This is a genomic window from Kitasatospora sp. NPDC127067 (assembly GCF_042724755.1).
Taxonomy (GTDB): domain Bacteria; phylum Actinomycetota; class Actinomycetes; order Streptomycetales; family Streptomycetaceae; genus Kitasatospora; species Kitasatospora lactacystinica.
The window spans coordinates 1-16,660 of the sequence record NZ_JBHXEM010000168.1 but is presented as its reverse complement, the minus strand read 5'-3'; the positions used below and the strand labels follow the sequence as shown (position 1 = coordinate 16,660).

1 protein-coding gene and 3 pseudogenes are annotated in these 16,660 nt (G+C 73.6%); all 4 read right to left on the bottom strand.

Annotated features, from left to right (window positions below; all coding sequences use genetic code 11):
- Positions 1 to 2,369, bottom strand: a 2,369-nt coding sequence (locus ACFWJ4_RS37410; RefSeq protein ID WP_380552743.1) for a type I polyketide synthase, incomplete at its 3' end; no start/stop codon positions are given.
- A 147-nt stretch (positions 2,370 to 2,516) separates the two neighbouring features.
- Positions 2,517 to 13,399: pseudogene (locus ACFWJ4_RS37405) on the bottom strand (SDR family NAD(P)-dependent oxidoreductase); the annotation flags it as partial.
- A gap of 72 nt (positions 13,400 to 13,471) precedes the next feature.
- A pseudogene (locus ACFWJ4_RS37400) lies at positions 13,472 to 14,209 on the bottom strand (polyketide synthase dehydratase domain-containing protein); the annotation flags it as partial.
- Positions 14,210 to 14,299: 90 nt separating this feature from the next.
- A pseudogene (locus tag ACFWJ4_RS37395) lies at positions 14,300 to 16,660 on the bottom strand (type I polyketide synthase); the annotation flags it as partial.

Sequence of the window (16,660 nt, the reverse complement as noted above, 5' to 3'; positions counted from 1 at the left end):
GCCGTGTCCACCGACACCGCCGGACCCTCCAGCCCCAGCAGGTACGACACCCGCCCGGAGGTCACACTCGTCGCCGTGCCGGTGGCCACATAGCCGTCCGCGTCGCGCGAGATCTGGTCCACTCCGCCCGCATAGCCGGATGCCCAGATGCCGGTGAAGACGCCGGTCTGGCTGCCCCGCAACGACGTCGGATCGATCCCCGCGTCCTCGAACGTCTCCCACACCGTCTCCAGCAGCACCCGCTGCTGCGGATCCATCGCCAACGCCTCACGCGGCGAGATCCCGAAGAACCCGGCATCGAACCCCGCCGCGTCCGCGAGGAAACCACCCGACCGCGTGTACGACCTCCCCGGACCACCGGCCGGATCGTAGAGACGACCCACGTCCCACCCACGATCCGACGGGAACTCCCCCACCGCATCGACCCCACCCGCCACCAGACCCCACAACTCCTGGGCCGACCCCACCCCACCCGGATACCGGGCCCCCAACCCCACCACGACCACCGGATCACCCGGCACCGGAACCCCGACCGGCACGGGCGCGACCGTCCGGCGCTCCTTGCCGAGGACCACCTCACGCAGGTATTCGGCCAGCCGGGCCGGGGTCGGGTGGTCGAAGACCATCGTCGCCGACAGCCGGGTCCCGACCGCCGTGGACAGCCGGTTGCGCAGTTCCACCGCGGTGAGCGAATCGAAGCCCAGGTCCTTGAAGGCCAGGTCGCCACCGATCCCGTCGCTGCGGCCCAGCACGGCCGAGGCGTGGGTGCTGACCAGGTCGAGCAGAATCTCGCGTTGCCGGGCCTCGGGGAGCGATCCCAGCTCGCCCGCCAGTCCGGTGGTCCGCACCGGTTTGCGGGCGCGTGCCAGCGCGCGCAGCACCGGCCGGTCGCCCAGTGCGGACACCTTGAGTCGGGCCGCGACCACCGCCGGTTCCGCGGTGTCCAGGCCCCCGTCGAACAACCCGAGTCCGTAGTCGGTCGCCATCGGCAGCAGCCCCGCGCGGGCGAGGCGTTCACCGTCGGCCTCGGACATCTGCCCGGTCAGCCCGCTGGCCTCGGCCCACCGGCCCCAGGCCAGCGACACCCCCGGCAGGCCCTGGGCACGCCGGTACGCGGCCAGGCCGTCGAGGTAGGCGTTCGCTGCGGCGTAGTTGGCCTGCCCGGGGCTGCCGAGCGTCCCGGCCGCCGAGGAGAAGAGGACGAACGCCGTCAGATCCCGTCCCCGGGTGAGTTCGTGCAGGTTCCACGCCGCCCGCGCCTTGGGCTCCCAGACCGCGGCGAGACGCTCTGGGGTCAGGGACTCGACCACGGCGTCGTCCAGCACACCGGCCGCGTGGACGACCGCGGTCAGCGGGTGCGCGGCCGGGATCGAGTCCAGTACGGCCGCCAGCGCGTCCCGGTCGGCCACGTCGCACGCGGCCACGGTCACCTCCGCGCCCAGCCCCTCCAACTCCTCACGCAACGCCGCCCCGCCACCGCTGCGGCTGACCAGCACCAGATGCCGCACACCCCGCTCGGCCACCAGATGCCGGGCCACATGGCCCCCCAGCGTCCCCGTACCACCGGTGATCAGCACCGTACCGGCCGCATCCAGATCCGCAGGAACAGTGAGGACGATCTTCCCGACATGAGCCGCCCGGCTCATGAACCGGAAGGCGTCCCGCGCGCGGCGGACGTCCCAGGTGGTGAGTGGTGGCAGACGCAGCTCGCCCGCGCTGAGCAGCCGGACGGCCTCGGCCAGGATCTCCCCCAGCCGCTCCGGGCCCGCGTCGGCCAGGTCGAAGGCCAGCACGCCGGGCCGGATGTCGGCCTTGCCCATCTCCACGAACCGCCCGCCGGGCGCGAGCAGCCGCAGGGAGGCGTCCAGGAACTCACCGGACAGCGAGTTCAGCACCACGTCGAAGGGTCCGAACCGGTCGGCGAACTCCAGGGTCCGGGACGAGGCGATGTGGTCGTCGTCCAGCCCCAGGGCGCGCAGCGCGTCCCACTTGCCCGGGCCGGCGGTCGCGTGGACGTCCGCGCCCCAAAGTCGCGCGAGCTGGACCGCCGCCATGCCGACGCCGCCGGCCCCGGCGTGGATCAGCACCCGGTCACCGGCCTTCAGACCGCCCAGGTCGCGCAGGCCGTACCACGCGGTCATGAACGCGATCGGCACAGTGGCGGCCTGGGTGAACGTCCACGCGTCGGGGATGCGCACCAGCGCCCTGTGGTCGGCGACGGCCACCCGGCCGAACGCGCCGGGCAGCAGCCCGGCGACCCGGTCACCCGGCCGCAGCCCGGTGACCTCGGCGCCGACCTCGGTGACGACGCCCGCGCCCTCGCTGCCGAGCAGCGCCGGGTCCGGGTAGACGCCGAGGGCGATCAGCACGTCCCGGAGGTTCAGGCCGGCCGCCCGCACGGCGACGCGCACCTCCCGGGGCCCGGGCGGGGCCTGCTCGTACGGCAGGAAGGCGAGGTCGTCCAGGCTGCCCGTGCCCGCCTGCGTCAGCCGTCCGTCGAACGCCTCCGGTGCGGAGCGCACGAGCCGGGGCACGTAGACGGCCCCCCGGCGCACCGCCACCTGGTCCTCGTCGCCGACCGACAGGCCGTCGGGCAGCTCGTCGGCGTCCACGAGCACGAACCGGCCGGGGTGCTCGGACTGCGCGGACCGGACCAGGCCCCATACGGCCGAGGCTTCCGGGTCGCTCACCCCGTCACCGGGAACGACGGCGACCGCGCCCCGCGTGCGCACCACGAGCCGTTCGCCGGGCCCGGCCAGGAAGTCCTGGACGGCCGTCAGCGCCTCGGCGACCGAGCCGGGCGAGACGACGGCGTCGCCGAGCGTGCCTTCGCCGGGGGCCAGCGGAATCCAGTCGAGGGCGTACAGCGGGCCGCGCTCGGCCATCGGACGGGTGGTCAGCGCCTCGATGGTCGCCACGGGCTCGCCGGACCGGTCCGCCAGGTGGACGGCGTACGTGCCGGGACGCGCCACCGTCAGCCGCACGCGCGCGGAGGTCACGCCGGTGCGGTGGACCGCGATCCCGCTCAGCGAGAACGGCAGCCGCACGTCGCCTTCCGTGCCGGACAGCAGCGCCAGCGGTTGCAGGGCGGCGTCCAGCAGGGCTGGATGGACGGAGAACCGGGCCGCGTCCGGCACGGTGACCTCGGCGAACACCTCATCGCCGCGGCGCCACACCGCCTGCACGGCCTGGAAGGCCGGCCCGTACTCGTAGCCCGCCGCGGCGAGCGTGTCGTAGAGCCCGGTGACCGGTTCCGCGCCGGCCGGCGGCCACTGCGTCAGCTCCTGCCCGACCACGGGTTCCCCGCTCACCGTGCCGGTGGCGTGCCGCACCCAACCGTCCGCACGGGACCGGACGTCGACCGTGCGGCGGCCGGTCCCGTCCGGCTCGCCCACGACGACCTGCACGTCCACCGCGCCGTCCGCGGGCAACGTCAGCGGCGCCTCCAGGACCAGTTCCTCCACTGCCGCCCCGGCCGCGTGCACCACCAGTTCCACGAACGCCGTCGCGGGCAGCAGCACCGTCCCCAGTACGGAGTGGTCCGCGAGCCAGGGGTGAGTGGCCAGGGAGAGCCGACCCGTCAGGACCCGCTGCTCGCCCACCTCGACAGCGGCGCCGAGCAGCGGGTGGTCCACCGGGTCGAGCCCGGCCGCGGACACGTCTCCCGCGCCTCCGGCGAGCCAGAACCGCGTCCGCTGGAAGGGGTAGGTGGGCAGCGCCGCCGGCTCCCCTTCAGGGATCGGCCACCGCACCGGCACACCCGCGACGAACAGCCGCGCCGCGGCGGCCAGGAACTCGGCCGGGGTGCCGTGGTCGCGGCGCAGTGTCCCGGTCACCACCCCCGCCTCGTGCTCCTCCAGCGCGGGCGTGAGCACCGGGTGCGGGCTGATCTCGACGAAGACGGGGTCGCTGCCCGAGGCGAGCAGCAGCCGGGTGGTCCGGTCGAACAGTACGGGTTCGCGGAGGTTGCGGTACCAGTAATCGGCGTCGAGGGCGGAGGTGTCGATCTCCTCGCCGGTGACCGTGGAGTAGAACGGGATCGTCGCCGGGCGCGGTGTGATGCCGGCGAGGTCGGTGAGCAGTTGCTCGCGGATCTCCTCGACCTGGACGGAGTGGGCGGCGTAGTCGACGGGCAGGCGGCGGGCGCGGATGCCGTCGGCCTCGCAGGCCGTCAGCAGTTCGTCCAGCGCGTCCAGGTCGCCCGATACCACCACGCTCTCCGCGGAGTTGACCACCGCCACCGTCAGCCGGCCGTCCCAGCGGGCCACGAACCCGGCGGCCCGCTCATGCCCGAGGCCGACCGACACCATCCCGCCCTGGCCGGCCAGGGCGACCAGAGCCTTACTGCGCAGCGCGACCACCTTGGCGGCGTCCTCCAACGACAACGCCCCCGCCACGTACGCCGCCGCGATCTCCCCCTGCGAATGCCCGACGACCGCATCAGGCTCCACACCGTGGGCACGCCACAACTCCGCCAGCGCCACCATCACCGCGAACAGGGCGGGCTGCACCACATCCACCCGCTCCAGCGAGCCACCGCCGGTCAACACCTCCACCAACGACCAGTCCGTGTACGGCGCCAACGCCGCGTCACACGCATCGATCGCCTCCCGGAACACCGGCTCCGAGCCGTACAGCTCCCCACCCATACCGACCCACTGCGCACCCTGACCCGGGAACACGAACACCGAACGACCCAGCGGGCGGGCGATCCCGGTGACCAGACCCGGCGCCACGCCGCCCTCGGCCAGAGCGTCCAGGGCCTCGGCGCTGCCCACCACCACGGCCCGGTGCTCGAACACCGTGCGGGCGGCCAGAGCACCCCCGACCGCCGCCGCACTCACCTCGGGATGCACGGCGGCGAAGGCACCCAGCCGACGCGCCTGCTCCCGCAGCACCGCTTCCGACTTCCCCGACAGCACCCAGGGCACGACCCCGCCCGTGGACTCCGTCGAAACCCCGGCCGGCTCCTCGGCAGCCGCCTCGATGACGACGTGCGCGTTGGTGCCGCTGATGCCGAACGCCGAGATGCCCGCGCGAGGCGGGTGGCCACGGTCGGGCCAGGGCCGGGCCTCGGTGAGCAGCCGGATGTTGCCGGACTCCCAGTCGACGTGCGAGGTCGGCGCGTCGACGTGCAGCGTCGGCGGCAGTTGCCCGTGCCGCATCGCCATGACCATCTTGATCACGCCCGCCACACCGGCGGCGGCCTGGGTGTGGCCGATGTTCGACTTCACCGACCCCAGCCACAACGGCTCGTCCCGGTCCTGACCGTAGGTCGCCAGAAGCGCGTGCGCCTCGATGGGGTCACCGAGCGTGGTGCCGGTGCCGTGCGCCTCCACCGCGTCCACGTCCGCCGTCGACAGCCCCGCGTTCGCCAGGGCCTGACGGATCACCCGCTCCTGCGACGGACCGTTCGGCGCCCCGAGGCCGTTGGAGGTGCCGTCCTGGTTGACCGCCGACCCCCGCAGCACCGCCAGCACCCGGTGCCCGTTGCGGCGGGCGTCCGACAGGCGTTCCAACAGCAGCAGGCCCGCGCCCTCGGCCCAGGCCGTCCCGTCGGCCGCCTCGGCGAACGCCTTCACCCGGCCGTCAGGGGCCAGGCCGCGCTGGCGGGAGAACTCCGTGAACCCCAGCGGGGTCGCCATCACGGTCACCCCGCCGGCCATGGCCAGTGAGCACTCCCCCGAACGGAGCGCCTGGGCTGCCAGGTGGATCGCCACCAGCGAGGACGAGCAGGCGGTGTCCAGCGAGACCGCCGCGCCCTCCAGCCCGAGCAGGTAGGCGATCCGGCCGGAGGTCACGCTGGTCGCGGCGCCCGTGCCGAGGTAGCCCTCGGCGTCGGCGGGCGCCTGGTCGCCGTAGCCGGAGGACCAGATGCCGGTGAACACACCCGTCCGGCTGCCCCGCAACGACGTCGGATCGATCCCCGCGTCCTCGAACGTCTCCCACGCGGTCTCCAGCAGCACCCGCTGCTGCGGATCCATCGCCAACGCCTCACGCGGCGAGATCCCGAAGAAATCCGCGTCGAACCCCGCCGCGTCCGCGAGGAAGCCCCCCGACCGCGTGTACGACGTCCCGGGATGATCCGCATCCGGATGGAACAACCCCTCGACATCCCATCCACGATCCGACGGGAACGCCCCGATCGCATCCACCCCGCCCGACACCAGACTCCAGAGCTCCTCCGGCGACTCCACCCCACCCGGATACCGGGCCCCCATGCCCACGATCACCACCGGATCGTCCGACACCGACACCGCGGGCACCACCGGTGCCGCCGACGCCACACCCCCGTCGAGGATCCTGCTCAGCAGGTGTTCGGCGAGTTGCCGCGGGGTGGGGTGGTCGAAGGTGACGGTGGCGGGCAGGCGCAGGCCGGTGGCGTTGTTGAGCCGGTTGCGCAGTTCGACGGAGGTCAGCGAATCGAAGCCGAGGTCCTTGAACGGCTGCCGGTCCCATGCGGCCGCCGGTTCGCTGTGCCCGAGCACGGCGGCGGTGTCGGCGGTGACCAGGTCGAGTGCGGCTCGCAGCCGTTCGGCCTCCGGCAGTGACCGCAGGCGGTCGGCGATCGCGCCGTGCCTCGCCGGGCGCCGGGCCGCCTTGCGGGATATGAGGCCCTTGAGGGCCGCCGGGGCCGCCGGGGCGCCCGCCAGCACGGACAGGTCGAGGCGTGCCGGCACCAGCGCGGCCCGGTCCGTGGCCAGGGCCGCGTCGAACAGCGACAGGGCGTGGTCGGTGGCCAGCGGCACGACCCCGGCGCGCGTCAGCCGGTCCTGGTCGGCACCGGTCAGGTTCCCGGTCATGCCGCTGGCTTCGGCCCAGAAGCCCCAGGCCAGCGAGGTCGCCGGAAGTCCGAGGGCGCGCCGGTGCACGGCGAGGGCATCGAGGAAGGTGTTGGCCGCGGCGTAGTTGGCCTGGCCGGGGCTGCCGAGCGTGCCGGCGGCCGAGGAGAAAAGGACGAAGGCGGTGAGGTCCAGTCCCCGGGTCAGTTCGTGCAGGTTCCACGCCGCCCGGGCCTTGGGCTCCCAGACGACGGCGAGACGCTCGGGCGTGAGGGATTCGACGACGCCGTCGTCGAGCACACCGGCCGCGTGGACGACGGCCGTCAGCGGACGCTCGGCCGGGATCGAGTCCAGCAGGGCCGCCAGCGCGTCCCGGTCCGCCACGTCGCAGGCGGCCACGGTCACCTCCGCGCCCAGCCCCTCCAACTCCTCACGCAGTGCCACTCCGCCACCGCTGCGGCTGACCAGCACCAGATGCCGCACACCCCGCTCGACCACCAGATGCCGGGCCACATGACCACCCAGCGTCCCCGTACCACCCGTGATCAACACCGTGCCCCCGGGATCGACCGGCTGGGGAACCGAGAGAACGATCTTCCCCACATGAGCGGCCCGACTCATGAACCGGAACACGTCGACCGCGTCCCGGACCCCGCGCACGTCCAACGGCAGGGGTGCGAACCCGCCGTCCGTGAAGGCCCGTACGACGGCGTCCAGGATCTCGCCGAGCCGTTCCGGCCCCGCGTCGGCGATGTCGAACGCCCGGTAGACGATGCCGGGATGGTCGGCCGCGTCGCGGATGTCGGTCTTGCCCATCTCCACGAACCGGCCGCCGGGCCCGAGCAGCCGCAGGGAGGCGTCGACGAACTCGCCGGACAGCGAGTCCAGCACCACGTCCATGGACGGGAACTTCCGCTCGAACTCCAGGGTGCGCGACGAGGCGATGTGGTCCTCGTCCAGTCCCATGGCGCGCAGGGCGTGCCATTTGGCCGGGCCGGCGGTGGCGAACACCTCCGCCCCGAGCCGCCGGGCCAGTTGGATCGCCGCCATGCCGACGCCGCCGGTGCCGGCGTGGATCAGCACCCGGTCGCCGGCCTTCAGCCCGCCCAGGTCACGCAGGCCGTACCAGGCGGTCAGGAACACCACGGGCACCGACGCGGCCCTGGCGAACGACCAGTCGTCGGGCATCCGGACCAGCAGCCGCTGGTCGGCGACGGTGACCGGGCCGAAGGCGCCGGGGACCAGGCCCATGACGCGGTCGCCGGGCCGGAACCGGGTGTCCGGGCCGGTTTCGAGGACGACGCCCGCGCCTTCGCCGCCCATCAGGGCCTCGCCGGGGTAGACGCCGAGGGCGATCAGCACGTCCCGGAAGTTGAGTCCGGCCGCCCGCACGGCGATCCGGACCTGCCCGGGCCCCAGCGGCTCCAGGAGCTCCGGGCGGGGCACCAGCGCCAGGTCGTCGATGCTGCCGGTGCCCGTGTCCTCCAGCCGCCAGGTCCCGTCCGGCGGGGTGAGGCTCGCGCCGACGCGGACCAGGCGGGGGACGCGCAGCGCCCCCTGGCGTACCGCCAGTTCCGGCTCGTCCGTGCCGGCGATCAGCGCGGGGTCCCAGGTCGGGTCGGCGTCGACCAGGACGAACCGGTCGGGGTGCTCGGCCCGCGCGCCGCGGACCAGGCCCCAGACCATCGAGTGGTGGAGGCCGACCACGTCACCGGGCGCGGCGGCGACGGCGTTGCGGGTGACGACCGCCAGCCGCGTCCGCTCGCCCGCCAAGTGGTCCCGGAGCACGGCGAGTACGCTCCGCGCGCTCTCGTACGCCGCCTCGACGGTGTCCGCCTCGGGCTCCGGCCCGGGCACCTCGTGGACGACCAGGTCGGCGGGGTCGCCACCCGTCGATGCCGGTTCGAAGGGGACCCAGTCGAGTGCGTACAGGCTGTCCGGGACGGCGGCGTCCCGGACGGTCAGCGATGTGATGACCGCGACCGGGGTGCCGTCCGGATCGGCCACGGCCACGGTGTACGTGTCCGGCCCGGTGGCGGACAGGCGTACGCGCAGCGTCCGGCTGCCCGCGGGCCGTATCGCCACTCCGGTGAACGCGAACGGCAGGCCGGTTCGGTCGGTGAGGAACGCCATGGGATGCAGTGCGGCGTCGAGCAGCGCGGGGTGCAGGGCGAACGGTTCCTCGGCGGGAAGCTCCACCTCGGCGTAGACGGTGTCGCCGACCCGCCAGGCCGCCGTGACGCCCTGGAACGCCGGCCCGTACTCGTAGCCGAGCACGGACATCGAGTCGTAGAGCCCGTCGACGTCGAGGGGCTCACCGGCCGGCAGCCAGTCCCAGGCTCTCAGCACCGGCTCCTCGCCCAGGGTCCCGGTGGCGTGCCGCACCCACTCGTCACCGTCACGCGAGTACACCGTGAGCGGGCTGCGGCCGTCCTCCTCGGGGCCCACGACGACCTGGAGGTGCACCGGGGTGTCGTCGAGGACGAGCGGCGTTTCGAGCACCAGCTCCTCGACCGCGTGGCCGAGCCGGCCGGCCGCGTAGGCCGCCATTTCCGCGAACGCGGTGCCGGGCAGGAGGACGGAGCCCCGCACGGCGTGGTCGGCCAGCCACGGGTGGGTGGCGAGCGAGATCCGTCCGCTGAGCACCGCGCCGTCGGGCAGTTCCACGAACGTGCCGAGCAGGGGGTGGTCGCCCGACGCCGTCGAAACGGGCCGCAGCCAGTACGGCCGGCGCTGGAAGGCGTACGTCGGCAGGCTGACGGGCTCGGTGTCGTCCGGGAACCGCCAGTCGACCGGGACACCATGGACGTGCAGGCGGCCGAGTGAGGTGAGGAAGTCGTCCTGGTCGCGCCGGAGCGTGCCGGTGACGAGGAGGTCGGAGCCGTGGTGGTGACCGGTCTCCTCGACGGCGGAGACCAGGACCGGGTGCGGGCTGACCTCGACGAAGACGGTGTGGCCGTGGTCGAGCAGCGCACGGGTGGTCCGGTCGAACAGCACGGGTTCGCGGAGGTTGCGGTACCAGTAGTCGGCGTCGAGGGCGGAGGTGTCGACCGGCTCGCCGGTGACCGTGGAGTAGAACGGGATCGCCGCCGGGTGGGGCGTGATGCCGGCGAGGTCGGTGAGCAGTTGCTCGCGGATCGCCTCGACCTGGACGGAGTGGGCGGCGTAGTCGACGGGCAGGCGGCGGGCGCGGATGCCGTCGGCCTCACAGGCCGCCAGCAGTTCGTCCAGCGCGTCCGGATCGCCCGATACCACCACGCTGTCCGCCGAGTTGACCACCGCCACGGTCAGCCGGTTGTCCCAGCGGGCCAGGAACCCGACGGCCCGCTCATGCCCGAGGCCTATGGAAACCATGCCGCCGTGTCCGGCCAGGGCGACCAGGGCCTTGCTGCGCAGGGCGACCACCTTGGCCGCGTCCTCCAACGACAACGCCCCCGCCACGTACGCCGCCGCGATCTCCCCCTGCGAATGCCCGACAACGGCATCCGGTTCCACACCATGGGCACGCCACAGTGCCGCCAGGGACACCATCACCGCGAACAGGGCGGGCTGCACGACGTCCACGCGGTCGAGCGGGGCACCGTCCAGGACATCGGCCAGGGACCAGTCGGTGTACGGGGCCAGGGCCTGGGCGCACTCGTCCCTGGCGGCCCGGAAGACGGGGTACGCGGCGTACAGCTCCCGGCCCATCCCCACCCACTGCGCACCCTGCCCCGGGAACACGAACACCGACCGACCCAACGGACGGACGGTCCCGGTGACCAGACCCGGCGCCGACCGGCCCTCCGCCAGTGCCTCCAACGCCTCCACACCGCTCAGCACCGCACGGTGATCGAAACGCGACCGTCCCGCCAACTCCCGGCCCACGGCGAGCGCGTCAACCCCCGGATGCCCGGCCAGGAACGCCCCCAGCCGACGCGCCTGCTCCCGCAACGCCACATCCGACTTCCCCGACAACACCCACGGCACCAGCCCGCCTGCGGACCCCGTCGAAACCTCGACCGGCTCCTCGGCAGCCGCCTCGATCACCACATGCGCGTTGGTGCCGCTGATGCCGAACGCCGACACGCCGGCACGGCGGGGACGCCCCGTCTCCGGCCACGGCCGGGCCTCGGTGAGCAGTGAGACACGGCCCGCCGACCAGTCGACGTGGGAGGTCGGCGCGTCCACGTGGAGGGTCCGCGGCAGTTCACCGTGCCGCATCGCCATGACCATCTTGATCACACCCGCCACGCCGGCGGCGGCTTGCGTGTGCCCGATGTTCGACTTCACCGATCCCAGCCACAACGGCTCGTCCCGCCCCTGACCGTACGTCGCCAGGAGTGCCTGGGCCTCGATGGGGTCGCCAAGGGTGGTCCCGGTGCCGTGGGCCTCCGCCGCGTCCACGTCGGCCGTCGACAGTCCCGCGTTCGCCAACGCCTGCCGGATCACCCGCTCCTGCGACGGACCATTCGGCGCCGCGAGCCCGTTCGACGCACCGTCCTGGTTCACCGCCGAACCCCGCACCACCGCCAGCACCCGGTGGCCGTTGCGGCGGGCGTCCGACAGCCGTTCCAGCAGCACCAAGCCGGCGCCCTCACCCCAGGCCGTGCCATCGGCCGCCTCGGCGAACGCCTTCACCCGCCCATCGACCGCAAGCCCCCGCTGCCGCGAGAACTCGACGAACCCCGCCGGCGTCGCCATCACCGTCACACCACCGGCCAGGGCCAGTGAGCACTCCCCCGCCCGCAATGCCTGCGCCGCCAGATGGATCGCCACCAGCGACGACGAGCACGCCGTGTCCACCGACACCGCCGGACCCTCCAGCCCCAGCAGATACGACACCCGCCCGGACGTGGCGCTGGTGGCTGTTCCGGTGGCGAGAAAACCTTCGAGGTCCGGCGGCGGCTGGTTGCCGTAGCCGGAGGACCACAGGCCGGTGAACACCGCTGTCCGGCTGCCGCCGAGTGCGGTCGGGTCGATGCCGGCGCACTCGAAGGTCTCCCAGGCGGTCTCCAGCAGCACCCGCTGCTGCGGGTCCATCGCCAGTGCCTCGCGCGGCGAGATGCCGAAGAACCCGGCGTCGAAGCCGGCGCCGTCGGCGAGGAAGCCGCCCGACCGGCTGTAGGTCGTGCCCGGTCGGTCCGGGTCGGGGTCGTAAACGACTTCCCATCCACGGTCCGGCGGGAATTCGGTGATCGCGTCGACACCGTCCGAGACAAGCCGCCACAGGCCGTCCGGGGACTCCACTCCGCCCGGGTAGCGGCAGCCCATGCCGATGATCGCGATCGGCTCGCGCGCGGCCTCCTCCATGTCGGCGAGGCGCTTACTGAGCACTCCCAGGTCGGCCGTGGCGCGCTTGAGGTACGTGCGGAGCTTCTCTTCGTCGGACATCGCTACTCCTCAGCGTTTCGGGACTCGCCCGAGCGGATGACCTCGGTCCTGCGGTGCGCATCGTCCAGAAGGCTGAACAGTTCGTCGTCGCTGGCCTCGTCGACACCGGCCGCGGAGCCGGTACGTCTGGCGGTCCAGGCCGCGAGAAGTGCTTCGAGGCGGGCCGCGACGGTCTCGTAGTCGGCGTCGGCGGCTGCCGCGTCCAGGGTGGACTTGAGCCGGTCGAGTTCGGCGAGCAGGGGGTCGGGTCCGGTGCCGTGCAGCCGCGTGTGCACGAAGGCGGCGAGGCGGGCCGGTGTCGGGTGGTCGAAGACGAGCGTGGCGGGCAGGCGCAGGCCGGTGTCCGCGTCGAGCTGGTTGCGCAGTTCCACGGCGGTGAGCGAGTCGAACCCGATGTCGGTGAACGCCTGGTCGGGGTTGACCGCCTCCGGTGACGAGTGCCCCAGGACGAGGGCGACCTGGCCCACGACGAGTTGCAGCACGTCGGCCTGCGTCCACGCGCGGTCGGCGGCCTGCCTGCGCCGGGGCCGTACCAGCTCCCGCAGCAGGGCGGGCGGGTCGCCGGCACGGCGCAGCGCCGGCAGGTCGAACCTGACGGGGGCGAGGGTGGGGGTACCCGCGGTCAGCGCGGCGTCGAACAGGGCCAGCGCGTCCGTCGTCGGCAGCGGCCGTACGCCGGCCCTGGCCAGGCGGTGCCGGTCGACGGCGGTCAGACCTCCGGTCATGCCGCTGGCCTCCGCCCAGTAGCCCCAGGCGAGCGACACGGCCGGCTGTCCCTGGGCGTGCCGGTGTGCGGCGAGGCCGTCGAGGTACGCGTTCGCCGCCGCGTAGTTCGCCTGGCCCGCGCCGCCCAGCACACCGGCCGCCGACGAGAACAGCACGAACGCCTCCAGGTCCGAGGTCAGTTCGTGGAGGTGCCGCGCCGCGAGGGCCTTCGGCTCCCACACGCGCGCGAACCGCTGCGGGGTGAGGGATTCCACGACGGTGTCGGCCAGCGTGCCCGCGGCGTGGATCACCGAGGTGACCGGGTGTTCGGCGAGCAGCCGCGCCACCGCCTCGCGGTCGGACACGTCGCACGCCACGATGTCGGCGGTCGCGCCCAGCGCGGCCAGGTCGGCGGTCAGCGCGGCCGCGCCGGGGGCATCCGGGCCGCTCCGGCCGACCAGCAGCAGGTGCCGCACGCCGTGCCGTACGGCGAGGTGGCGGGCGATCGTGGCGCCCAGGGTGCCGGTGCCGCCGGTGACGAGCACCGTGCCCTCGGGGCTGAGCGGCGAGGGCAGCGGTTCGGTCCGCGCCCGTTCGAGGCGGGGGACGTGAACGGCGCCGGCGCGGATCGCGAGCTGGGGTTCGTCGCCGGCCAGCCGGACCTCGTCGCCGCCGTCACCGTCGACCAGCACGAACCGGCCGGGGTGCTCGGTGGCGGCCGACCGGACCAGGCCCCAGACGGCGGCGGCCTGCGGGTCGACGTCCTCGCCCGGACGGACCGGCACGGCGTTGCGCGTGGCGACCACCATGCGCGGGGTGTCCGTGGTGAGGAAGTCCTGGATCACCCGCAGGGTCTCGACGGGCGATGTGGCGTGGTGGACCGGGATGTCCGGTTCGGTGGTCGCCGTTTCCAGGACCGGCCACGCCACCTGGTACGGCACGTCCTGCGTGGTGGCCCCGGCCGGCCGGCGCAGGGTCAACGAGGCGATCTCGGCGACCGGCGCGCCCGACCGGTCGGCGAGGCCGATCGCGCAGGTGTCCTGGCCGGTCACGGTCAGCCGGACCCTGGCGTGCTCGGCGCCGCGCCACCAGGAGATCCCGGCGAAGGAGAACGGCATCTTCGCCCGGTCGTCGGCGACGGTCACGGTCTGGATCGCGGCGTCGAGCAGGGCGGGGTGCAGGGCGAACCGGGTGTCGCCGGGGGGTACGGCCACCTCCGCGTAGAGGGTGTCGCCGTCGCGCCAGGCCGCTCGCAGACCTTGGAAGGCCGTACCGTAGGCGAATCCGGCGTCGGCCAGGTTGTCGTAGAAGGCGTCGAGGTCGACGGCTTCGGCGTGCGGCGGCCACTGCTGTGCCCAGGGATCCCGTGGTGCGACGGGTACGGCGCCCAGGGTCCCGGTGGCGTGCCGTACCCACTCGCCGTCCGCGCGCGAGTGGATCGAGAGACTGCGCCGGCCCGCCCGGTCGGGGCCGACGGTCACGGACACCTGCGTGCCGTCCGCGACCACCAGCGGTGTCTCCAGCGTCAGGTCCTCGACCGCCGGGCAGCCGACGTGTTCGCCGGCCCGGAGCGCCAGGTCCACGAACGCCGCGGCGGGCAGCAGGGGCGAGCCCGAGATGACGTGTTCGGTGAGCCACGGCTGCGCGGCGGTGGCGAGTTGTCCCGTCAGCACCACGCCGTTGTCGTCGGGGAGTTCCATGGCTTCCCGCAGCAGCGGGTGGTCGATCGAGCCGTCACCGGTCGGTGCCGGGGTGGTGGGCCGGAGCCAGTAGTGCTGGTGCTGGAAGGCGTACGAAGGCACCCGCACGTCCGACGTCCCCGCCGTCGTGGTCGTGGTCGCGGTCACCGGTGGCGTCCAGCGCACGGCGCCGTCCGCCCACAACCGCCCCAGCCCCGCGAACAACCGCTCCGGAGAATCAGCACCACGGCGCATCAACCCGTTCCCCACCAGCAACGGATGCGGACCCACCTCCACGAACCCCGTAACACCCTGACCCGCCAACCACTCCAGGGCATCGGCGAAACGGACCGGCTCCCGCACCTGCCGCACCCAGTACCCCGGCTCCCCCATCTCCACCGGACGCCCGGCCACCGTCGAAACCACCGGGATCACCGGCTCACCGAACGACAGGCCCGCGACCACCTCACCGAGTTCCTCCAGCACCGGATCCATCCGCGCCGAATGGAACGCGCGACCGACCTCCAACCGCCGCACCCGGCGCCCACGGCCACGCCACACCTCAGCGACCACCTCGACCGCAGCCTCGTCGCCCGACACCACCACCGCGTCCGGCGCGTTGACCGCCGCCACCTCGGCCCCCGGCACCAGCGACCCCAGCACCTCCTCCGCCGACGCCCGGAGCGACACCATCGCCCCACCACCGGCCAGGCCCTGCATCAACCGGCCGCGCGCGCCCACCAGCACACACGCGTCCTCCAGGCCCAGAACACCCGCCACATGGGCCGCCGCCACCTCACCCACCGAGTGCCCCACCACGAAGTCCGGCCGCACACCCAGCCACTCCACCAACCGGAACAGCGCCACCTCCAGCGCGAACACCCCGGCCTGCGTGAACTCCGTCTCCCCGAGTACGCCTTCCTCGTCCTCGAACAGCACCTCCACCGGCAGGCCCAGCAACCCGCACACCTCGTCCAACACCCGCGCGAACACCGGGAACTCCCGGTACAGACCCCGCCCCATCCCCGCCCACTGACCACCCTGACCGGAGAACACGAACGCCGACCGGCCCGGGGAGGCAGTGCTCGTGACGATTCCAGGTTGTCCGTCGATCAGCGCGTCCAGGCCGGCCGGGTCCGTCAGCACGGCACGGTGCGGGAACCGGGCCCGCGCGGCCAGGTCCGCGGCCACCTCGGCCGGCGTGACCTCGGGGTGCTCGGCGAGGAACCCGCGCAGCCTGCGGGCCTGTTCGCGCAGGGCCGCGTCCGACTTCGCCGACAGCAGCCACGGCACCGGTACCGCGGCCGCGGGCGTGACAGGGGACTCGGGCGACGTCTCCTCGGCCGGGTCCGGGGCCGGTGCCTCCAGGATCACGTGCGCGTTCGTACCGCTGATGCCGAACGCCGAGATGCCCGCGCGACGCAGGTGGCCGTTGTCGGGCCAGGGCCGGGCCTCGGTGAGCAGCCGGATGTTTCCGGACTCCCAGTCGACGTGCGAGGTCGGCGCGTCCACGTGGAGGGTCCGCGGCAGTTCACCGTGCCGCATCGCCATGACCATCTTGATCACACCGGCCACACCCGCCGCCGCCTGGGTGTGGCCGATGTTCGACTTCACCGACCCCAGCCACAACGGCTCCACCCGGTCCCCGCCGTACGCCGCCAACAGCGCCTGCGCCTCGATGGGGTCACCGAGCGTCGTCCCCGTACCGTGCGCCTCCACCGCGTCCACCTCGGACGGCTCCAACCCGGCACTGGCGAGGGCCTGACGGATCACCCGCTCCTGCGACGGACCGTTCGGCGCGGTCAGCCCATTGGACGCCCCGTCCTGATTCACCGCCGAACCCCGCACCACTGCCAGCACCCGGTGACCGTTGCGACGGGCGTCCGACAACCGCTCCAGGAGCACGACACCCGCACCCTCACCCCACGCCGTGCCGTCAGCGGCCTCGGCGAACGCCTTCACCCGCCCATCGGCCGCGAGCCCCCGCTGCCGCGAGAACTCGACGAAGCCCGCCGGTGTCGCCATCACCGTCACACCACCGGCCAGGGCCAGTGAGCACTCCCCCGAGCGCAGCGCCTGCGCCGCCAGGTGGATCGCCACCAGCGACGACGAGCACGCCGT